The organism is Streptomyces sp. Ru72 (assembly GCF_002920635.1).
Taxonomy (GTDB): domain Bacteria; phylum Actinomycetota; class Actinomycetes; order Streptomycetales; family Streptomycetaceae; genus Streptomyces.
On record NZ_PQSR01000028.1, the window covers coordinates 16258 to 37274 of the forward strand.

The 21017-nt window shown below is 70.4% G+C and carries 21 protein-coding genes; 12 read left to right on the top strand and 9 right to left on the bottom strand.

Annotation, left to right across the window (positions count from 1 at the left end):
* Positions 1-104: 104 nt before the first annotated feature.
* Positions 105-3341 carry a S8 family serine peptidase gene (locus tag C3488_RS15855; protein WP_103840117.1) on the top strand — a complete coding sequence of 1079 codons (3237 nt, stop codon included), beginning with the start codon at positions 105-107 and terminating at the stop codon, positions 3339-3341.
* A 118-nt stretch (positions 3342-3459) separates the two neighbouring features.
* Here the strand turns inward: C3488_RS15855 and C3488_RS15860 are convergent, their stop codons facing one another.
* Complete coding sequence (locus C3488_RS15860; RefSeq protein ID WP_103840068.1) at positions 3460-4383, bottom strand: helix-turn-helix domain-containing protein; 924 nt, start codon at positions 4381-4383, stop codon at positions 3460-3462.
* 166 nt (positions 4384-4549) lie between these two features.
* Between C3488_RS15860 and C3488_RS15865 the strand changes: the two genes are divergently transcribed.
* From C3488_RS15865 to C3488_RS15880, 4 genes are all read left to right on the top strand, one after another.
* A complete protein-coding gene (locus C3488_RS15865; protein ID WP_103840069.1) occupies positions 4550-5590 on the top strand; it encodes an NAD(P)-dependent alcohol dehydrogenase in 1041 nt (346 codons plus the stop codon).
* A gap of 160 nt (positions 5591-5750) precedes the next feature.
* On the top strand, positions 5751-6137 hold the full coding sequence (locus C3488_RS15870; protein ID WP_103840070.1) for a VOC family protein: 387 nt from the start codon (positions 5751-5753) through the stop codon (positions 6135-6137).
* Positions 6138-6393: 256 nt separating this feature from the next.
* On the top strand, positions 6394-6867 hold the full coding sequence (locus tag C3488_RS15875; protein ID WP_103840071.1) for a hypothetical protein: 474 nt from the start codon (positions 6394-6396) through the stop codon (positions 6865-6867).
* Between the two features lie 276 nt (positions 6868-7143).
* Positions 7144-8733: a S8 family serine peptidase gene (locus tag C3488_RS15880; protein ID WP_258053444.1), complete on the top strand. Its 1590-nt coding sequence runs from the start codon at positions 7144-7146 to the stop codon at positions 8731-8733.
* 77 nt (positions 8734-8810) lie between these two features.
* Here C3488_RS15880 and C3488_RS15885 read toward each other — a convergent pair whose 3' ends face one another.
* The gene (locus tag C3488_RS15885) at positions 8811-9533 is read right to left on the bottom strand and encodes a DUF2637 domain-containing protein (RefSeq protein ID WP_103840073.1); all 723 of its coding nucleotides are present in this window, start codon (positions 9531-9533) and stop codon (positions 8811-8813) included.
* 25 nt (positions 9534-9558) lie between these two features.
* Complete coding sequence (locus C3488_RS40525) at positions 9559-9732, bottom strand: hypothetical protein (RefSeq protein WP_181139038.1); 174 nt, start codon at positions 9730-9732, stop codon at positions 9559-9561.
* 367 nt (positions 9733-10099) lie between these two features.
* Between C3488_RS40525 and C3488_RS15895 the strand changes: the two genes are divergently transcribed.
* On the top strand, positions 10100-10594 hold the full coding sequence (locus C3488_RS15895; RefSeq protein ID WP_146067869.1) for a dirigent protein: 495 nt from the start codon (positions 10100-10102) through the stop codon (positions 10592-10594).
* 151 nt (positions 10595-10745) lie between these two features.
* On the opposite strand, the gene C3488_RS15900 is transcribed toward C3488_RS15895, so the two are convergent.
* Entirely contained in the window at positions 10746-11864 is a 1119-nt protein-coding gene (locus tag C3488_RS15900; RefSeq protein ID WP_103840076.1) for a hypothetical protein, read from the bottom strand.
* A 204-nt stretch (positions 11865-12068) separates the two neighbouring features.
* Here C3488_RS15900 and C3488_RS15905 point away from each other — a divergent pair, with 204 nt between their 5' ends.
* On the top strand, positions 12069-13223 hold the full coding sequence (locus C3488_RS15905; RefSeq protein ID WP_103840077.1) for a cystathionine gamma-synthase: 1155 nt from the start codon (positions 12069-12071) through the stop codon (positions 13221-13223).
* A gap of 21 nt (positions 13224-13244) precedes the next feature.
* Here C3488_RS15905 and C3488_RS15910 read toward each other — a convergent pair whose 3' ends face one another.
* The 3 genes from C3488_RS15910 to C3488_RS15920 all read right to left on the bottom strand — a co-directional run bounded on the left by C3488_RS15910 (position 13245) and on the right by C3488_RS15920 (position 14798).
* On the bottom strand, positions 13245-13493 hold the full coding sequence (locus tag C3488_RS15910) for a hypothetical protein (protein ID WP_103840078.1): 249 nt from the start codon (positions 13491-13493) through the stop codon (positions 13245-13247).
* Between the two features lie 88 nt (positions 13494-13581).
* Positions 13582-14085, bottom strand: a complete 504-nt coding sequence (locus C3488_RS15915; RefSeq protein ID WP_103840079.1) for a sigma factor-like helix-turn-helix DNA-binding protein — start codon at positions 14083-14085, stop codon at positions 13582-13584.
* 197 nt (positions 14086-14282) lie between these two features.
* The gene (locus C3488_RS15920) at positions 14283-14798 is read right to left on the bottom strand and encodes a MarR family winged helix-turn-helix transcriptional regulator (protein ID WP_181139045.1); all 516 of its coding nucleotides are present in this window, start codon (positions 14796-14798) and stop codon (positions 14283-14285) included.
* A 164-nt stretch (positions 14799-14962) separates the two neighbouring features.
* Here C3488_RS15920 and ilvA point away from each other — a divergent pair, with 164 nt between their 5' ends.
* From ilvA to C3488_RS15935, 3 genes are all read left to right on the top strand, one after another.
* The gene (ilvA, locus tag C3488_RS15925; protein WP_103840118.1) at positions 14963-16192 is read left to right on the top strand and encodes a threonine ammonia-lyase; all 1230 of its coding nucleotides are present in this window, start codon (positions 14963-14965) and stop codon (positions 16190-16192) included.
* A 218-nt stretch (positions 16193-16410) separates the two neighbouring features.
* Positions 16411-17421 carry an ATP-binding cassette domain-containing protein gene (locus C3488_RS15930; protein WP_103840081.1) on the top strand — a complete coding sequence of 337 codons (1011 nt, stop codon included), beginning with the start codon at positions 16411-16413 and terminating at the stop codon, positions 17419-17421.
* Complete coding sequence (locus C3488_RS15935) at positions 17418-18269, top strand: ABC transporter permease (RefSeq protein WP_103840082.1); 852 nt, start codon at positions 17418-17420, stop codon at positions 18267-18269. The genes C3488_RS15930 and C3488_RS15935 overlap by 4 nt, the downstream gene beginning before the upstream one ends.
* Before the next feature lie 272 nt (positions 18270-18541).
* Here C3488_RS15935 and greA read toward each other — a convergent pair whose 3' ends face one another.
* Positions 18542-19039, bottom strand: a complete 498-nt coding sequence (greA, locus tag C3488_RS15940) for a transcription elongation factor GreA (RefSeq protein WP_103840083.1) — start codon at positions 19037-19039, stop codon at positions 18542-18544.
* 168 nt (positions 19040-19207) lie between these two features.
* Positions 19208-19606, bottom strand: coding sequence for a DUF4307 domain-containing protein (locus tag C3488_RS15945; protein WP_103840084.1), 399 nt, complete (start codon positions 19604-19606; stop codon positions 19208-19210).
* Between the two features lie 156 nt (positions 19607-19762).
* Between C3488_RS15945 and mca the strand changes: the two genes are divergently transcribed.
* Entirely contained in the window at positions 19763-20641 is an 879-nt protein-coding gene (gene mca, locus C3488_RS15950) for a mycothiol conjugate amidase Mca (protein ID WP_103840085.1), read from the top strand.
* Between the two features lie 6 nt (positions 20642-20647).
* Positions 20648-20917, top strand: coding sequence for a hypothetical protein (locus C3488_RS15955; RefSeq protein WP_181139039.1), 270 nt, complete (start codon positions 20648-20650; stop codon positions 20915-20917).
* Positions 20918-21017: the final 100 nt, after the last annotated feature.

Consider the following 21017-nt stretch of genomic DNA (forward strand, 5'->3'; position numbering starts at 1 on the left):
ATTCGCCCGGTACCTCATCTCCAGGGGGAGTCTTGCGCAGACAAGTGAGAAGAGCATGCGCGGCGACCGTCGCAACGGCGGCCGCCGTGGCGTTGGCGGCGGGCATGACCGGCCCGGCGTCGGCGAAGCCCGCTCCCGCGGCACACGGTGCCGCCGGCGGCCTGACGGCCCAGCACCGGATCACTCTCATCACCGGTGACCGCGTCGTCGTCGACGCCAAGGGCCGTGTCGTGGGCCTGGAGCGGGCCAACGGGCGGGAGAAGGTTCCGGTCCAGGTCCGCAAGGCCGCCGGGCACACCTACGTGGTGCCGGTCGACGCGGCCGCCCTGATCGCCGAGGGGAAGATCGACCGGCGCCTGTTCGACATCACCGAGCTCAACTCCTCGCGGACCCGCGCGGACCAGAAGAACGGCCTGAAGGTCATCGTGGGCTACAAGGGCGCAGCCCGTACCGCGAAGGCCGACGTCCGCGAGGCGGGAACGCTCCGCCGCACCCTCACGTCCCTGAACGCCGACGCGGTCCTCACACCCCAGCGGGACGCGGCCGAGCTGTGGAAGGCCGTCACCGACGGCGACGCCACCGCCTCCGGCATCGCGCACGTCTGGCTCGACGGCGTCCGCAAGGCGAGCCTCGACAAGTCCGTGCCGCAGATCGGCGCCCCGGCGGCCTGGGCCGCGGGCTACACCGGCAAGGGCGTCAAGGTCGCCGTGCTGGACACGGGTGTCTACGCCGACCACCCGGACCTCAAGGGCCAGGTGATCGAGGCCAGGAACTTCTCCGCGTCCGCCACCACCGCCGACAAGGTCGGCCACGGCACGCACGTGGCGTCCATCGTGGCCGGCACCGGCGCGAAGTCGCACGGCAAGTACAAGGGCGTCGCGCCCGGCGCCAAGATCCTCAGCGGCAAGGTCCTCGACGACGACGGGTACGGCGACGACTCCGGCATCCTCGCGGGCATGGAGTGGGCCGCCCAGCAGGGCGCCGACATCGTCAACCTCAGCCTGGGCGGCGCCGACACGCCCGACATCGACCCGCTCGAGGCCGAGGTGAACAAGCTCTCCGAACAGAAGGGGATCCTGTTCGCCATCGCCGCGGGCAACGAGGGCGAGAACGGGGAGAAGACCATCGGCTCCCCGGGCAGCGCGGCCGACGCGCTCACCGTCGGCGCGGTCGACGACAAGGACAGGCTGGCGGACTTCTCCAGCCGCGGCCCCGGCCTCGACGGTGCCATCAAGCCCGATGTGACCGCGCCCGGCGTGGACATCACCGCCGCCGCGGCCCCGGGCAGCCTCATCGACCGGGAGGTCGGCGAGAAACCGGCCGGCTACCTGACCATCTCGGGTACGTCGATGGCGACCCCGCACGTCGCGGGCGCCGCCGCCATCCTCAAGCAGGAGCACCCCGACTGGACGTATCCCGAGCTGAAGTCGGCGCTGACGGGCTCCGCGAAGGGCGGCAAGTACACCCCGTTCCAGCAGGGTTCGGGCCGCATCGCCGTGGACAGGGCGATCAAGCAGACCGTGCTCGCCGAGCCGTCGTCCCTGAGCTTCGGCACCGCGCAGTGGCCGCACACCGACGACACGCCGGTCGCCAGGCAGCTGACGTACCGCAACACCGGCAAGAACGCCGTCACCCTGGCGCTGTCGCTGACGGCCACCAACCCCAAGGGCCAGGCGGCTCCTTCGGGCTTCTTCACGCTCGGCGCGAAGACGGTCACCGTCCCGGCGGGCGGCACGGCGTCGGTCCCGGTCACCGTGAACAGCAAGCTGGGCGGCACCGTCGACGGCGCGTACTCGGCGTATGTGACGGCGACGGGCGGCGGCCAGAGCGTGCGCACGGCCGCGGCCGTGGAGCGGGAGGCGGAGTCGTACGACGTCACCCTGAAGTACGTGGGCCGTGACGGACAGACGCCCGTCCACTTCAGCGACCTGGTCGCGGCCTCGGGCGCCGACGCGGGCAAGGAGTACTTCTCCCAGAGCTCCGCGACGACCGTGAAGATCCGGGTGCCCAAGGGCACGTACCTGCTGGACTCCCTCTCCGTGAAGGACCCGACCTCGATCGAGGGCGGCCTCGACTGGCTGGTCCAGCCCAAGGTGAGCGTCACCAGGAACACCGCCATCACCCTGGACCTGGACAAGACCAGGTCCGCCGACATCACGGTCCCGGACGCCTCGGCCGAGCCGCGGTCCGCGGCGGTGTCGTACGTCTACGACCCGGCGGGCACCAGCCTGGCCCTGTCCGCTCCGTCGTTCGCGGACATCCGCCTCGCGCAGGTCGGCCCGGCGATCGCGTCCGGTCTCTCCCAGTCCTGGTTCGGCCAGTGGACCAAGGGCGGCACGGCCGAGTACGACGTGTTCACCGGCTCCGCGGTCAAGCAGCTTCAGGGCGCTCACGTACGCCACTACAAGGCGAACGAACTGGCCACGCTGAAACTGAGCCTCGGCGCCGCGAGCAGCGGCAAGACCGGCGCGGTCGGCGCCTACGCCGAGACTCCGACCGATACCGGCTCCAACATCCCGGTGGTGCAGAACCTGCGCGGCACGCGCACGTTCCACGTGTCCACGGGTGACAAGGCGCAGTGGACGTTCGACTTCTCGCAGTACGGCGGCAAGAAGGACGCGGAGGGCTTCCCGGTCCCGGAGGCGTACTACACGCTGGGCGCCCCGCAGGTCCTCACCGGCTGCAAGACCTACACCAGGACCCTCAACACCTCGGTCTTCGGGCCTGTGATCAACTCCGACTACGGTCTCTTCCGGGCCGACAACGAGATCTACGGATACCTGCCGCTGTTCGCGGACGGGCAGGGGCACGCCGGGTCCTCCGAGTTCATGTCGGTGAAGACGACGCTGTACCGGGGCGGCACCAAGGTCGGCGCGAGTGACGATCCGCTGTTCGGCCTGAAGCCCTTCGAGGTCCCCTCCGCCGAGGCCACGTACACGCTGACGACCTCGGTCATCCGCAGCGTGAAGGTCGCGGCGGCGTCCACCCGCATCGACGCGAGCTGGACGTTCACGTCCAAGAAGGTGGACAGCGCCCAGCTGCCCGCCTCGACCGTCCGCTTCGGCGCGACCACCGGCCTGGACAGCCGTGTCGAGGCCGGCAGGAAGGTCACGATCCCGGTCACCGTCCAGGGCGCGGCCGCGGGCCGCAACCTGAAGTCGCTCTCGGTCTGGGTGTCGTACGACTACGGCAGGACCTGGACCAAGCTGACGGTCAAGAACGGCAGGATCACCTACAAGAACCCGGCCAAGGGCCAGGGCCTGTCGTTCCACGCCAAGATCGCCGACAAGAAGGGCAACAAGTCGACGATCTCCATCTACAACGCGTTCTACGCCAAGTGAGCCGGTAGACGGCGGACGGATGGCGGACGGCCCGCCGGAGGCGATGCCTCCGGCGGGCCGTCGTGCGATGCGGCCCTGCCGCCGGCCGTGAGGGTGCTACGCGGTCGAGCGCAGCCCGTCAGGCGTGCGGCGCGGTCGTGCCCGCGCGGGTGGCGTCCGTGCCCCAGCTCGCCAGCAGCCGCAGCGCCTCCGCCGATGCCGAGCCCGGCTCGGCGTGGTACGTCACCAGCGCCAGCTCACCGTCGTCCGGCACCCGGAACGACTCGAACTGCAGCGCGAGGTCGCCTACCAGCGGATGCCGCAACCGCTTCAGCCCGTGGCTCTTCTCCTTGACGTCGTGCGTCGCCCACAGCCGCCGGAAGTCCTCGCTCTTCACCGACAGCTCCCCGACCAGCGCCGACAGCCGCGGATCGTCCGGGTGACACCCGGCCTCGTACCGCAGCTGGCACACGATGTCGATGGCCTTCTGCTCCCAGTCCACGAACAGGTCCTGGTACTCGGGCGTGAAGAACGTCATCCGCGCCCAGTTCCGCTCCTGCGGCGGCAGCTGAGCCCAGTCCCCGAAGACGGCCGCGGCCATCCGGTTCCACACCAGGATGTCCGCACGCCGTCCCACGATGTACGCCGGGACCCCGTCGAAGGAGTCCAGCAGCTGCCTGAGCGGCGTCCGCACCTGCTGCGTCCTGGCCGAAGCCTTCTTCTTGTGCGCCTTCGGCTTGGCGAGATGCGTCAGATGCGCGTGCTCGGCGTCGGTCAGCCGCAGCGCGCGGGCGATCGAGTCGAGCACCTCCGCGGACACGTTCCGTCCGTTGCCCTGCTCCAGGCGCGTGTAGTACGCCACGGACACGCCTGCCAGCTGCGCCAGCTCCTCGCGCCTGAGCCCCGGCACCCTGCGGTGGCGGCCGAAGTCCGGCAGCCCCACGTCCTCCGGCTTGAGCCGGGCTCGGCGGGTGCGCAGGAACTCGCTGAGCTCCGCGCGCCGGTCCAGGGCCTGGCCGGCTCCCGCGGCGGGCTCGGGCAGGGAGTCGAGCTGTTCATCCATACGTCCAGTATTCCCGGTCGTACGACCGGGAGCCTGACCTCGCCAGTGGTAGGACCGCTGGTCGTAGGCAGAGCCGTGGCCTGGGTGACTCGGCTGCCGTCCGGCAGGCTGGACGCCGTGCCCGGTGGAAGGCAGCCGGGCGCGCGACCCCTAGGAGAAACTCCGCATGACCACCGTTGCCGCATACGCCGCACCTGCCGCGAAGGCCCCGCTCGAGCGCACCACGATCGAGCGCCGCGAGGTCCGCGAGTTCGACGTCCTGATCGACATCAAGTTCGCCGGTATCTGCCACTCGGACATCCACCAGGCCCGTGAGGGCTGGGGCGAGGCGATCTTCCCGATGGTTCCCGGCCACGAGATCGCGGGCGTGGTCTCCGAGGTCGGCCCCGGCGTGACCAAGTTCAAGGTCGGCGACCGCGTGGGTGTCGGCTGCCTTGTCGACTCCTGCCGCGAGTGCGAGAACTGTGAGAAGGGCCTGGAGCAGTACTGCCTCAAGGGTGGCGTCGGCACGTACAACGCCGTCGGCAAGGACGGCGAGCCCACCTACGGCGGCTACTCCGAGAAGATCGTCGTCGACGAGAACTTCGTCGTCCGTATCCCGGACGGCCTCTCCCTCGACGTGGCGGCCCCGCTGCTGTGCGCCGGCATCACCACGTACTCCCCGCTGCGCCACTGGAACGCGGGCCCCGGCAAGAAGGTCGCGATCGTCGGCCTGGGCGGCCTCGGCCACATGGGCGTGAAGATCGCGCACGCGCTGGGCGCCGAGGTGACCGTGCTCTCGCAGTCCCTTCGCAAGAAGGACGACGGGCTGAAGCTGGGCGCCGACCACTACTACGCCACCAGCGACCCGAAGACCTTCGAGGAGCTGCGCGGCACGTTCGACCTGATCATCTCCACCGTGTCGGCGCCGATGGACTTCGGCGCGCTCCTGTCGCTGCTGAAGACGGACGGCGCGCTGGTGAACGTGGGCGCCCCCGAGGAGCCCATCTCGCTCAACCTGTTCTCGGTGATCTCCGGCCGCAAGACCCTCGCCGGCTCCGGCATCGGCGGCATCCGTGAGACCCAGGAGATGCTGGACTTCTGCGCGGAGCACGGTGTCGGCGCCGAGATCGAGCTGATCAGCGCCTCCGAGATCAACGAGGCGTACGAGCGGGTGCTGAGCAGCGACGTCCGGTACCGGTTCGTGATCGACACGGCCACCATCTGACCATCCCCGACAGCACCATGTGAGGCGGCCCCTGTGGCCGCCTCACGCGCGTCGTCGGTCGAAGGTCGCAGCGGCGTGGGTCCGAAGACCGATGTGCCGCCCCCTCCCGCTGCCTAGCCTGGAAAGTGGTTCCGGCAACCGGGGGACAGGAGGCCCGACCATGTCCGTGGAGCTCAACCACACGATCGTCGCCGCACACGACAAGGAGGCGTCCGCCCGCTTCCTCGCCGATCTGCTGGGGCTGGAGGTGGCGCCGCCGTTCGGCCCGTTCACGCCAGTGGAGATCCCCAACGGCGTGACGCTGGACTACATGGAGACCACCGGCTCGATCACCCCGCAGCACTACGCGTTCCTGGTCTCCGAGGACGACTTCGACGTGATCTTCGCCCGTATCCGGGACAGGGGCCTGAGGTACTGGGCGGACCCGTACCACCACCGCCCCGGAGAGATCAACCACAACGACGGCGGCCGGGGCGCGTACTTCGACGACCCGAACGGCCACAACATGGAGATCCTGACGAGGCCCTACGGAAGCGGCGGGGACTGAGGTTCATCCGGTTGGAGGCGCGATCCCGCGGCCGGGGCCGAACCCCGGTCCAGGCCCCGCAGGGCCTTGCCCTGCGGGGCCTCGCGCGCATGTGACGCCTCGCCGAACCGGTCCCGGGGCCCCGTCGGTTGAGATGGTCGTCGGATTGCGATCGAGAGTGCGCCACCTTAGCTTCAGGGCGTCGGAATCTCCCGACAAAGTCCGCATAGGTTCTCTATGTCGGCTTTCACCCCTGGTGCCATCGAACGGAGCATTCATGTCGGTGATGACCGGTACCCAGCCCCTGCAGCAGTTCGGCCAGCAGCAGTTCGGCCAGCAGCCGATCGCGCAGGTCGTCCAGCAGACCATCCAGCAGGCCTGTCAGCAGGCCAGTCAGCAGATCGCGCAGCGCATGCAGCAGACGCTGCAGCAGATCCAGCAGGTCCAGCAGCAGCTTCAGCAGCAGGGCATGGCCCACCAGGCGCACCCCTACCTGGCCATCGCGCTGCACACGACGCTGCGCCAGGGCGTGCGGCACGCGGTGGAGCAGTCCGTGCAGCAGGCGCTGCCGATCGCGATCCTGACGCTGGTCCAGCAGAGCCAGCAGGGCCAGCAGGGCCAGCAGGGCCAGCAGGGCATGCAGCCGTGGGGCCCCGGCGGGGCGGGCGGCGGGCAGTTCGGCCAGCCGTACCAGCAGCAGTACCAGCAGCCCGGCTTCGGCTTCGGCCAGATGCCCTTCGGCATCGGCTGACGTCCGGCGGCGCGCGATGCGGTGTGCCCAGGAACGGTTCCCGGGCACACCGCATCACTGTGGAAGCGCGGCCGCCCGTCACCGGATCAGGAGCAGACGAACGACGCAGGCGTGGTGAAGGTGGACGCAATGGTCAAGGAAAGACCCGGAAACAACCGGGAGAGCGGGTCCGAGGGATCGGTTTCCGGTGGGATGGGACCCGAGGGCAAGGAGACGGGGCCACAGAGGAAGGGAGGCCCGTCGCCGATCACGGTCCAGCCGCGCCGGGCCCGGTACATGGTGACACCCCTGCCGCAGAGTCTGCTCCCCCAGGGAGTCGCCGAACTCGGCATGGACGCGCTGTGCGACCGGCTGGAGCGCATGCCCGAGGTGACGGTGACCCGCAGACTCCGGTCGCCGGAGAAGCTGAAGTCGGCCGGAATGCAGCCTTCCTGCCCGGAGATCGTGGTCGTCGAGGCGGCGGAGGCCCAGGTACCGGCCATGCGGTCGCTGCATGTGCACATCGAACCGGATCTTCCGCTGTCCGGAACAGGACCGGCCGCCGCGCCGACCGCGGGCGTGCTGCCGCTGCGCGATCCGGGGCTGGTCATGCCGCTGGAGGAGCCCGCGGAGATCTCGCTGCGCGTGTGCGGGCCGGACGGCGAACCGCTGGCGGGCGCGGGGGTGTTCCTGATCGGGGCGACCTGGCCGAGCCAGGGCGTCACCGCGGCCGACGGGACGGTCACCCTCACCCTGGCGACCGAGACCGCGGAGACGGTCCAGTCCCTGTACGTCCGCCCCGTCGGCGGTTACACCGACCGCTGGATCCACCGGCCCGACCTGTCGGCGACACAGGAGAACCTGGTCACCCTCACCCCGCTGGCCCAGGTGTACCCGGAGCTGGAGCAGCGGCAGCAGTACGGCTGGGGCCAGCAGGCCATGCGACTGGACCGGCTGCCGCCCACGTTCCGCGCCTTCGGCGTCCGGGTCGCGGTCATCGGTTCGGGCGTCAGCACCGAGCATCCCGATCTGCGGCAGCGCGTGCGCTCCGGTGTCGATCTCGTGCGCGGCACCGACAACGGCTGGGCCCACGACACCCTGGGCACCGGCACCCACGCGGCGGGCATCATCGCCGGCGCGGACACCGGCAAGGGGATCATCGGCATCGCCGTCGACGCCGAGATCGAGGTCTGCCAGGTGCTGCCCGACGGACACTTCAGCGACCTGATCGCCGCTCTGGACCACTGCATCGAGCGCGAGGTCGACGTCGCCCATCTCGCGGTGGCCGCGCCGTACCCTTCGGCACTGGTCTCCCGCAAACTGGCCGACGCCTACGCGGCGGGCATCGCCTGCGTCGCACCCGCGGGCGACACCGGCGGACCGGTCGGCTTCCCGGGCTCGCTGCCCACCGTGTTCACCGTCGGCGCGCTGGGGGTCTTCGGCTCGTACCCGCAGGACACCTCCCAAGCCACCCACATCGGGCCGCAGTTGACCCCCGAAGGGCTGTTCGCCGCACCGTTCAGCTGCTACGGCCCCGGCGTGGACGCGGCCGCCCCCGGAGTGGCGGTCCTGTCGTGCGCCCCGCGCGGCGGCTACACGGCCCTGGACGGCACCGGTACCGCCTCGGCCCATGTGGCCGGTCTCGCCGCCCTCGTTCTCGCCCATCACGAGGACTTCCACGGCCAGTTGCTGCCGCGCGGCCCCGGCCGGGTGCAGCACCTGTTCGAGATCATCGCCGGGAGCTGCCGCCAACTGGCCGCCCCCGGAACGCTGGAGGCCACCCGCGTCGGACGCGGCCTGCCCGACGCCCTGGTGGCCCTCGGCCTGGCCCCCGGAGTGCAGCTCGCTCCGGCCCTGTCGCCGTACGCCTCGTCCATGGCGGGATGACCACGCACACACGGATCGGCACCCGCTCGCTCGGGGCGGGTGCCGATCCGTGTGTGTCGTTCGCGCGGAGTCCTGGGTCAGCCGCCGCCGGCCGGCTCCTTGCCGGGGGCGGCGTGCCGGGGGCGGTACTTGCACGACACCTGGCCGACGAGCTCCCGGAAGCACACCAGGGCGGTGATCGGCGGAATCCCGACGATCACCATCGAGAGCACGGAGTACGAGGAGTGGCTGATGCACAGGGCCACTGCCGTCGCGGAGGCGATCAGGATGACGCACCAGGACCGCCGGGCGGTGCGGTGCTGGAAGGCCGCCCGCAGGATGGACAGCGCGGCCACGAACCACGGTCCGTACACCGTCAGCGGCCACCACTGGGCGAGCGGCGCGGGCAGGACGGTGGCGGCGATCTCGCGCAGCTGGTTGTAGGAGTAGGCGGTGGACCAGCCCAGCATCGCCACCGCGCACGCGGCGATCGTGGCGACCAGGAGCGTGGCGGGGCTCAGTCGCTGACCGCCGTCGAGGATGTGGGAGGCCGGCCGGTGGCGCCGCCGGTCGATCCGGTGGCGGTGCTGGCCGTCCAGGGAGGGCGGGGCGGGGTCCACGGCCGACACGGTGGAGAGCATCTGGGCCAGCTCTTCGTCGGGATCCCAGCCGTTCGGCGCGATGTCCGGGCCGGGGGCGCTCCACACGGGATGCGTCTCGAGGGGATCGACATGATAAGAGTGCTGGCCGAGCACATCATGATCGGATCTCAGGGCGAACTGAATGTCGTAGAGGCTTGGCTCGCCTTGAAGCCTGTCCATTCTCGAAGTTCCTCCGAGCTCTGTATCAGGATGCTCCGTCCAGAGCGCGCAGGTATTCGCTCTCCATGTCACTGATCTTCTTGAGGAAGTCTTCAAGAAGGTCCGAACAGCCCTTGAGGCGCACGTCACCGCCGGCCGGCTCGTGCCAGCCGGCGCCACTTCCGACGGGGATCTGATCTTCCGGTTCGTTCCAAGTCACGATCACCTAACGAGCGCCACGGGGCGCCCAGGTATCCGGCATTTGGGGGAATAAATCGACGGAGAATCGTTTCGGCAGTCAGATGACAGTACCTGGCCGACGTAATTTCCAATAATCCGCGCAATCGTATTTCAGTGAATAGGATTTGACCGTGTGTGAAGCGCCGGGGTGAGCCGCCCGGGGGCACCTCCCACCGGGTGACCGAGCGAAAACCCGCTCGCCGCTTCCATGCCGCAACGCTTCCACCGAGGTCACCGGATGATCCTGCGGGATGGTCACCCGGATGCCTTTCGGCGCCTCCCGCCGCCGTGCGGCCACGGTGGATACCTTCGGGCTCCGTCATCAGCCGCTACCGAGGAGATCCGGAATGCAGCCGATCAAGCGAAGCTTCATGGGGGTGGCCGTCGGTACGGCCATCGCCTTTGCCTGCACCTCACCTGCTTCGGCCGCCGGTGGTAACGGCCCGGGAGTCCCACGTGAAGAGGTATTCCAGTTGGTGGCCAGGTCGACGCAGACCAGCTCGGTCGACGTGAATCCGTCCGGCCCCAGCCAGGGAGACGAATTCGTCATCAGCGGAGAGCTGCTGAGCCAGGGCGCGACGGTCGGAACCTACGGCGAGGTGTGCACGCTGACGCGCACCGGCCCGGTGGACTACTTCGATCTGCAGTGCGTCGCAAGCTTCACCCTGGCCCAAGGGCAGATCACCGTTCAGGGGCGGTTCCCCGTCACCCCGGCCGGTTCGGGTGAGGTCGATCTCGCGATCACCGGAGGGACCGGGCTCTACCGCACCGCCGGCGGTTACGTCCACGCCGTGAACATCAACAGCACAGACACGCAGGTCACCGTCCACCTCACTCGGTGACCCCTACGTGCAGAGCCCGGGAGACCGAGGCCGGCGATGTGCCGGCCTCGGCTCGACCGCCAGCCGCGGTCGGAGTGCAGCCACGCGGGTGGCTCGACAGGCACGCGTTGCGCACTGCCCACTCGAAGCCGTCGCGAGCCGTCGATCCGGCTCAGTGCGGCAGCGTCGCCGGGCTCCCCCCGTTCGCCTCGAACCCGGCCACCGCCAGCGCGCGGTAGACCGCGTAGTCCGCCGCCGGGTCGGCTGTCAAGGTCCAGGGCAGCGCGCCCACGTGGCCGTCGACGTGGACCAGCTGGGCCATCGCCTCTCCCCAGCGCTCGCTGCGGACCAGGAAGAACACCAGCAGATGGCGGACGTGCGCCAGCATCGGGTCGTCGGGGCGGGCCGAGTGCACCGCGTGCAGCGCGCCGTGGACGGCCTTCGTGACGACCTCGCTCTGGTAGAAGCTGCTGACCAGGTTCACCTCGGGAAGGTGCTCGAAGACCGCGAACAGGGGCATGGCCGCGAGAAGCGAGCCCTGCGGGGCGCGGGCCGCGGCCGCCTCCGCGAACGAGTACGCCAGCTCCCGCGAACCGTGCCACTTCTCGCACCAGTAGTGCAGCGCCGCCAGGTGTGCCCCCATATGGGTGGGCGCCCGGTCGAGGATCTTCAGCCACAGCTGCTCGAACTCCGGCTGCGGGTAGGCAAGGCCGCGGGCCACGGACAGTTCGACGATGTAGGGGACCGGGTCGCCGGGGGCCAGCAGCGCCGCCTCCCCGCACGCCGACCTGGCCTCCTCCATGATGATCCGGAACTCTTCCGTCCCCGGCGTCGACGTGCGCCACGCCTGCTGCACCAGGAACTCCGCGTGCACGGCCGCGCCCCCCGCGTCCTTGGGCGCCTCGGCCCGCCACACCCGCAGCCACTGTCCGCCCGGCGTCTCGCTCACCCCGCCGGGCCGCTGCCCCAGCTCCAGGGACGCGGCGCCCGCGAAGGCCTGCACGCGCTGCCATCGCGTCTCGCCCTCCGTCTCCGTGCCCGCGAGGAGCTGGGCGGCCGCGCGGTAGTCCTGCGTGCGCTGCACCACCTCCAGGACGTCCAGCAGGTCCTCGTCGGGGCCGGGCATGCGGACGTCCAGCTCCTCCTGGCGCACGAACCCGTAGTTCGCCGGGTCCGCGGCGTCCGGGTCGCCCGGCGAGACCTGCTGGATGCCCGCTCGCCGGCGCATGAGGACGGGGAGCAGGACCATGCTGAACAGGGCCAGTGCCATCAGGACCCAAAGAATCACCATGACCCAAGCGAACCAGACCGGTCCGACACTTGGCCATCCTGGTCGCCGCGCCTGTGGAAAACCCCGCCGCCCGGGCCCGTTTCCCGTGCGGCGGTCCCCGTTTCCGGCTGCGGAGTGCCCCCTCCCGGTCGCGGCGGCCCCGCTGCGGGGCGCCCGGCCTCGCGATCCCGCGTCCCGGCCTTGGGCGCACTACCCTCGGAACCCATGAGCGACAGGCACATCAGTCAGCACTTCGAGACCCTCGCGATCCACGCGGGGAACACGGCCGACCCCCTCACGGGCGCGGTCGTCCCGCCGATCTACCAGGTCTCCACCTACAAGCAGGACGGCGTCGGCGGGCTGCGCGGCGGCTACGAGTACAGCCGCAGCGCCAACCCCACCCGCACCGCCCTGGAGGAGAACCTCGCCGCCCTGGAGGGCGGCCGGCGAGGCCTCGCGTTCGCGTCCGGACTGGCGGCCGAGGACTGCCTGCTGCGTACGCTGCTCACCCCGGGCGACCACGTGGTGATCCCGAACGACGCGTACGGCGGTACGTTCCGCCTGTTCGCCAAGGTCGTCTCCCGGTGGGGTGTGGAGTGGTCGGTGGCCGACACCAGCGACCCGGCCGCTGTGCGGGCCGCCCTCACCCCGAGGACGAAGGTCGTGTGGGTGGAGACCCCCTCCAACCCGCTGCTCGGCATCACCGACATCGCCGCCGTCGCTCAGATCGCCCGTGACGCGGGCGCCCGGCTCGTCGTCGACAACACCTTCGCGACCCCCTACCTCCAGCAGCCGCTCGCGCTCGGCGCGGACGTCGTCGTGCACTCCCTGACCAAGTACATGGGCGGCCACTCGGACGTCGTCGGCGGGGCGCTGATCGTGAACGACCAGGAGCTGGGCGAGCAGCTGGCGTACCACCAGAACGCGATGGGCGCGGTCGCCGGCCCGTTCGACTCCTGGCTGGTGCTGCGCGGCACGAAGACGCTCGCCGTGCGCATGGACCGGCACAGCGAGAACGCCGCCAAGGTCGCCGACATGCTCAGCGGGCACCCGCGCGTGAAGCGCGTCCTGTACCCGGGCCTGCCCGAGCACCCCGGTCACGAGGTCGCGGCGAAGCAGATGAAGGCGTTCGGCGGCATGGTCTCCTTCCGGGTGGAGGGCGGCGAGGAGGCGGCCGTCGAGGTCTGCAACCGGGCCGAGGTGTTCACGCTCGGCGAGTCGCTCGGCGGCGTCGAGTCCCTGATCGAGCACCCCGGGCGCATGACGCACGCGTCCGCGGCCGGCTCGGCCCTGGAGGTCCCCGCCGACCTGGTCCGCCTCTCCGTGGGCATCGAGAACGTCGACGACCTCCTGGAGGACCTGAAGCAGGCCCTCGGCTGAGGCACCCGCCTCAGCCCGGCCTCACCATTCGCTGATCGGTGGAGTCGTCGTCGACGGCGGCTCCACCCAGGGGCGGGCGACCGACGCCCATACGGTGAAGGAGAGCGCCGCGGCCAGCAGGGCCAGCCACAGCACCCGGAGGGCAACCGTGCGGCGGCGCAGCAGGCGGCTGCCGCGCCGCACCACGTCCCCGTACAGGTCCGGCGGCACCGGAGGCGGTGTCCGCTCCAGCATCCGCCGTACGGTCGCCTCCCGTTCGGACACGTTCACCGGGCACCTCCTCGGGCACACGGCCCGCGAAGGGCACTTCGGCGGTGCGCGGCGGGCCGGGGGCCGCACACGTCCGCGTACGGCACGGTCACGACGGCGCCACCTCCGGTGCCGTCCTCGCCGGCGCCGTCCTCGCCGGGGGGTGCAGCAGTGTCGCCATCGCCCGGGCGCAGATGGCCCGGACCCGCTCGACGGGCAGGCCGAGCAGCGCGGCCGTCTGTTCCTCGGCGACCCCCTCGTACATCCTCAGGACGAGGATCAGCCGTTCCTGGGGCGACAGGTTCACCAGCGGGCTGCCCGGGGCCGGCCGGTGCCTGCCGAGCGCCCCGTACTGGTGCCACGCCTCGCGCGCGAAGCGGGTGGCCAGATGCTGGCGTGCCCGGGCGTACGGGTCCTCGCCGCGCAGCCGGTCCCAGGAGGCGTACGTCTGGGCGAGGGCCAGCGTCAGCAGGCGCCGTGCGCGCGGGTTGTCGTCGGGGGCCTCCGCGGTGAGCAGGGTCGCGGCGTGCAGCAGCCGCCCGGCAGCGCCGGCGACGAACGCCTGGAACTCCCGGGCCCGGCGGGCGCCGTGGGACGCATGCCGTTCTCGCACCGCGCCTCCCGCCTGAGGGTGATCGTGAGGGACGGGACCTGTCGCGTACGTACGGTGTCGAGGGCGTGCGGCACACCGGACGGCGTACGGACGACAGGGACCCGCTCTCATAGGAGACCGGCGGCGCCTGCCCGGGTCAAGAGCCTTGGAGCACCCGCACGCGCGTGTGTCGGCGTCACGGCGTACGCGTGCGGGGCTCAGGACGCCGGCTGGGACTCCGCTCCCGCGACACCCTGCGTGCCCTGCCGAGCGGAGAGCGCGACATTGAAGCGGCTGAGGAGCGCGGTGAACGTCTCGCGCTCCTCCGGCGCCCAGTCGTGCGTCAGTTCGGCCATGAGCTGGCGCCTGGAGGAACGTACCTCCTCGAGCCGGGACAGCCCGCGCGGGGACAGCTGGAGCACCACCGCGCGTCCGTCCTCCGGGTGCGAGGTGCGCTTGACGAGACCGGTGTCGACCAGCGGGGCGACCTGCCGGGTGACCGTCGAGGAGTCGATGCCCATGCTCGCGGCGAGCGCCTTGACGCCCATGGGGCCTTCCTTGTCCAAGCGGTTGAGCAGCAGGTACGCGGCACGGTCCATGGAGTTGCGCACCTGCCCGACCCCGCCGAGCCGCGTCTGCTCGGCACGGCGCGCGAACACCGCGACCTCGTGCTGCAGCGTGTCCAGAAGACCGGTGTCACCGACAGCGCTCATCTCGGTCATGTCCATCGACATCTCAGGTGTTGTGGGCATCGCCGGGGGCTCACTTCGTGCGTGGGGAGCTGGGTTGGGGGACAGGGTACGCGGCCGGGGCGCAGGACGTACCAGGGCTGTGCAAACCCGTTCCGCGCCTTGGTCACACCCGCTGTGGACGGGCGTGAACTGCGAGACTGGTGGTCATGAACCACAGCACGGCCGACTCCCTGCCGATGGTGACGCCGGACGACGTCCGGGGCGCCCAGAAGATGCTCTCGGGCGTCGCACGTGTCACCGCCATGGAGGGCAGCAGGCACCTGTCCCAGCTGGTCGGCGCCCCGGTGCACCTGAAGTGCGAGAACCTCCAGCGGACCGGGTCGTTCAAGCTGCGCGGCGCGTACGTGCGCATCGCGGGGCTGCTGCCCGAGGAGCGTGCCGCCGGGGTCGTCGCCGCGAGCGCGGGCAACCACGCGCAGGGCGTGGCCCTCGCCTCCGCGCTGCTCGGTGTGCGCTCCACCGTGTTCATGCCGAAGGGCGCCCCGCTGCCGAAGATCAGCGCGACCCGCGAGTACGGCGCTGACGTACGGCTGCACGGCCAGGTGGTGGACGAGACGCTGGCCGCCGCGCAGGAGTACGCGGCTCAGACGGGCGCGGTGTTCATTCACCCGTTCGACCACCCGGACATCATCGCGGGTCAGGGCACGGTGGGCCTGGAGATCCTGGAGCAGTGCCCCGATGTCCGAACGATCGTCGTCGGCACCGGCGGCGGCGGGCTGATCGCCGGCATCGCGACCGTGGTGAAGGCGCTGCGGCCGGACGTACGGGTGGTGGGGGTGCAGGCCGAGGGCGCGGCGGCGTACCCGCCCTCGCTGACGGCCGGGCGGCCGGTGTCCGTCGAGAGCACGGCGACCATGGCCGACGGCATCAGGGTGGGGCGGCCCGGTGACGTGCCCTTCCGTATCGTCCGTGATCTGGTCGACGAGGTCCGTACGGTGTCCGAGGACGCGCTGTCGGCCGCGGTGCTGCTCTGCATGGAGCGGGCCAAGCTGGTCGTCGAGCCGGCCGGCGCGAGCCCCGTCGCGGCGCTGCTGAGCGACCCCGGCGCCTTCGAGGGCCCGGTGGTCGCGGTGCTGTCCGGCGGCAACGTCGACCCCGTGCTGCTCCAGCGCATCCTGCGCCACGGCATGGCCGCGCAGGGCCGTTACCTGGCCGTGCGGCTGCGGCTGACCGACCGCCCGGGCGCCCTGGCCACGCTCCTCGGGGTGCTGTCGCTGGTGGACGCCAATGTCCTCGACGTGAGCCACGTGCGGACCGACCCCCGGCTCGGGCTCACGGAGGCGGAGGTCGAGCTGCACCTCGAGACCAAGGGCCCGGAGCACTGCGCGGAGGTCGGGCACGCGCTCCGGAAGGCGGGCTACACCGTCATCGACTGAGGTCGGGCATACACGTCCTCGGCCCAGGTCGAGGGCGTGTCGGAAGCAGTCCGCGAAAAACCGTTGAGAGACGCGATACATCGCGTTATGGTGTGTGTCTCGTCACCTGGTGCCTCGTCACCTTGGGACGGGTCTGGCCCTCAGCGCGTTTTGCGCGTACTTTGCCATACCCCTGTCCCCGGCAGCTCGCCGTTTTTCCGACGACGTGGAGAACTCATATGCCAGGCGCCATCCATGCCGAAGGTCTGGTGAAGACCTTCGGAGACGTAAGGGCTCTGGACGGCGTCGACCTCGACGTCCCGCAGGGCACCGTGCTCGGCCTCCTCGGGCCCAACGGCGCGGGAAAGACCACCACGGTCCGCTGTCTGACCACCCTGCTGCGCCCCGACAGCGGCAGGGCGTTCGTCGCGGGCATCGACGTGCTCAAGGACCCGGACGCGGTGCGCCGCTCGGTCGGCCTGTCCGGGCAGTTCGCCGCGGTCGACGAGTACCTGACCGGCCGCGAGAACCTCCAGATGGTGGGCCGCCTCTACCAGATGCGCGGCAAGGAGGCGAAGCAGCGCGCGGCCGAGCTGCTGGAGCAGTTCAACCTCACGGACGCCGCCGACCGCCCCACCAAGACCTACTCCGGGGGTATGCGCCGCCGCCTCGACCTCGCCGCCGCCCTGGTGGTCCGGCCGCCCGTGATGTTCATGGACGAGCCGACGACCGGTCTCGACCCGCGCAACCGCCAGCAGCTGTGGGAGGTCATCAAACAGCTCGTCTCCGACGGCACGACGCTGCTGCTGACCACCCAGTACCTCGAAGAGGCCGACCATCTGGCACACGACATCGCCGTCGTCGACCACGGCCGCGTCATCGCCCGCGGCACCTCCGACCAGCTCAAGGCCCGCACGGGCGGTGAGCGCGTCGAGGTCGTGGTGCACGAGCGCGAGCACATCGCGACCGCCGCCGAGGTGCTGAGCCGCTTCGGCAAGGGCGACGCCACGGTCGAGGAGCACACCCGCAGGCTCACGGTCCCGGTCACCGGCGGCGCCAAGCTGCTCGCCGAGATCATCCGCGAGCTGGACAGCCGCGGCATCGAGATGGACGACATAGGGCTGCGCCGCCCCACCCTCGACGACGTCTTCCTGTCCCTGACCGGCCACGCCGCCGAGGAGAAACCCGAGGGGAACGGCGCGGCCGAGGACCCCAAGGCCCGCAAGCGCACCAAGGAGACCGCCAAGTGAGTGCCGGAACCGACACCGTGCCCGTCGCGGCGCCCGCCAACCCCGTCGTCCGGTCCGTCCGCGACTCGCTGGTCGTCGCCCAGCGGAACCTGATCCGGATGGGCCGGATTCCCGAGATGCTCATTTTCGGGCTGATCCAGCCGATCATGTTCGTGGTGCTGTTCACCTATGTGTTCGGCGGCTCCATCCAGGTCGGCTCATCCAACACCACCCAGGCCTACCGCGAGTTCCTGATGGCCGGCATCTTCGCCCAGACCGTCACGTTCGCCACGGCGGGCGCGGGCGCGGGCATCGCCGACGACATGCACAAGGGCCTCATCGACCGCTTCCGCTCCCTGCCGATGGCACGTGGTGCGGTGCTGACCGGCCGAACCATCGCCGACCTGGTGCAGACGGCGCTCACCCTCGTCGTCCTGGCGGTCGTAGCCCTGATCGTCGGCTGGCGCACGCACGAGAACTTCGGCAAGGTGCTCGCCGGATTCGGCCTGCTCCTGCTGCTCGGGTACGCGTTCTCGTGGATCGGCGCGCTCATCGGCCTGTCCGTGCGCACTCCCGAAGCGGCGACCTCGGGCGGTCTGATCTGGCTGTTTCCGCTGACATTCATCTCGAACGCGTTCGTGGACGCGAACCAGATGCCGTCCTTCCTGCGGCACATCGCGGAGTGGAACCCGTTCAGCGCCACCGTGCAGGCGTGCCGCGAACTGTTCGGCAACATTCCTCCGGGCTTCCGGACGCCCGACGCCTGGCCCATGCAGCACCCCGTGTGGGCCTCGCTGATCTGGTCGGTCCTGATCATCGCGATCTTCAGGACGCTGGCGGTCCGCAAGTACCGTTCCGCGACGGCATGACGACCACGGTGGCCTCCGGCGGCTCGGCCGGAGGCCACCGTGTTTGTCGGCGCCCGGCGGGACAAAGGCCCCAGACACGCCAAGGCCCACCGGACACGACCCCTGGACACGCCAAGGCCCACCGGACACGACCCCTGGACACGCCAAGGCCCCTGGGCCACGACTGGCGCGCGGGACACGACGAGCCCCCGGGGCACGACGAGGCCCCGGACACGACGAGGCCCCGGGGCGCGCCCCAAGCGCCCAGGGGCCGCGAAGTGTCGGAGACGGGGTCAGCCCTGGTAGGGCTCGGCCTGGAGGATCCGCACCATGGCCTTCTTGCCGTTCGGCAGCTCGTACTCGGCGTCCTCGCCGACCTTCTTGCCGTTCACACCCATGCCCAGCGGTGACTGCGGCGAGTAGGTCTCGATGTCGCCGCTCGCGTACTCGCGTGAGGCCAGCAGGAAGGTCAGCGTGTCGTCCTCGTCACCGTCGAAGGCGATCGTGACGACCATGCCCGGTGCCACCACGCCCTCGGCCGCCGGAGCCTCGCCGACCTTGGCGTTCTCCAGGAGCTGGGTCAGCTGGCGCACACGGAGCTCCTGCTTGCCCTGCTCCTCCTTGGCCGCGTGGTACCCGCCGTTCTCACGCAGGTCGCCCTCCTCGCGCGCGGCCGCGATCTTGGCGGCGATCTCCGTGCGCGCAGGACCAGAAAGGTACTCCAGCTCGGCCTTGAGCTGGTTGTACGCCTCCTGGGTCAGCCAGGTGACGTTCTCGCTGGTCTGGGTCACAGGTGCTCCTCGTCGGTACTTGGAATACAAAGCATCGCCCTACCCAGAAGCATGTTCCTCCACGGGTGGGCGAAACCACGAGCCTAACAATTCACCGGCGAAAGGGGGAGGACATAAGCCATCAGAATTACGTCAACGCAGGTCAGCGGCTACGCGACACGGGTGACGTCAGTCCGCGTGACAGCCCAGCAGCTCCGCCGTCGTCCCCGGCGCGGTGGTGCGCAGCGTGACGACCTTGTCGATCTGGGTGGCGTGCCCGCCGAACCGGAAGTCGGCGCGGCCCACCTCCGTGCCGTCCGCCGCCTGGGACCGCAGGGTGCAGTAGCCCGTGGCGTCGGCGTCCTTGCGTACCTCCAGATGGGCCTTGACCGCGTTCTGCGAGGTCTCGAACGCGATGACCTGGCCGCTGATCTTGTTCTGGCCGACATAGTGGTACGCGAACCAGCCGACGAGCACGAGCAGCGCCGCTCCCAGCGCACTGCCGACGATCTTGAGTGTGCGGTCGGCGCGCTCGTCCGAGGAGCGCCCGTAGCGGTCCTGGTGCGGCCGCGTGCTCACCGTGGTCATGATCGTCCTCTCGGCCGGTCCGGGACGGATGTCCCGAAAAGGACCTCCGGGGACCGGACCCGGAATTTTCCACCCTCCGATTCGGTCACTATAGAAGCCGCCCATCGCGCCACCTGACACCGGGCGCCGACCTGCCGACTGACCGAGGATCGAGTCTTGACTGACCAACTGCGACTGATGGCCGTGCACGCCCACCCCGACGACGAGTCGAGCAAGGGCGCGGCCACCATGGCGAAGTACGTGTCCGAGGGGGTGGACGTGCTCGTGGTGACCTGCACGGGTGGGGAGCGCGGCTCCATCCTCAACCCGAAGCTGCAGGGCGACAAGTACATCGAGGAGCACATCCACGAGGTACGCAAGAAGGAGATGGACGAGGCCCGCGAGATCCTCGGCGTCAAGCAGGAGTGGCTCGGCTTCGTCGACTCGGGTCTGCCCGAGGGCGACCCGCTGCCCCCGCTGCCGGACGGCTGCTTCGCCCTGGAGGACGTCGACAAGGCGGCCGGCGAGCTGGTGAGGAAGATCCGCTCCTTCCGTCCCCAGGTGATCACCACCTACGACGAGAACGGCGGCTACCCGCACCCCGACCACATCATGACGCACAAGATCTCGATGGTGGCGTTCGAGGGCGCGGCGGACACCGAGAAGTACCCGGAGGCCGAGTTCGGCCCCGCGTGGCAGCCGCTGAAGCTGTACTACAACCAGGGCTTCAACCGGCCCCGGACCGAGGCCCTGCACAAGGCGATGCTCGACCGCGGGCTGGAGTCGCCCTACGGGGAGTGGCTGAAGCGGTGGGACGAGTTCAACCGCGCCGAGCGCACCCTGACGACCCACATCCCGTGCGCCGACTTCTTCGAGATCCGTGACAAGGCGCTGATCGCGCACCGCACGCAGATCGACCCCGACGGCGGCTGGTTCCGGGTCCCTCTGGAGCTGCAGAAGGAGGTCTGGCCGACGGAGGAGTACGAGCTGGCGAAGTCGCTCGTGGACACCTCGCTCCCGGAGGACGACCTCTTTGCAGGCGTCCGCCGGCCCTGAGGGACAATGCCTGACATGAGCGCAAGCGTGAGCCTGGCTGTGACGCACCTGGTGCCGCTGGCCGACGTCGACGAGAACAAGGTCACCCCCGGTGTCCTCGGCTTCATCGTCTTCGCGGTGATGGCGGTGGCCGTGTGGGGACTGATGAAGTCCATGAACAAGCACATGCGGAAGGTGTCCTTCGAGGAGGACGCCGACGCCTCGAGCGAGGAAGCCGGGAAGAAGGGCTCGGGCCCGGCGACGGCCAAGGGCACGCCCAAGGCCCAGCAGGGCTGACGGCTCCCCGCTCGTCCGGCCCCCTCTCTCCGGGATCAGCTCGCGCTCCGCGGTGCCGTGAACGGTTTCGGCCGATTCGGCACCGCCGGGCGACCCCACC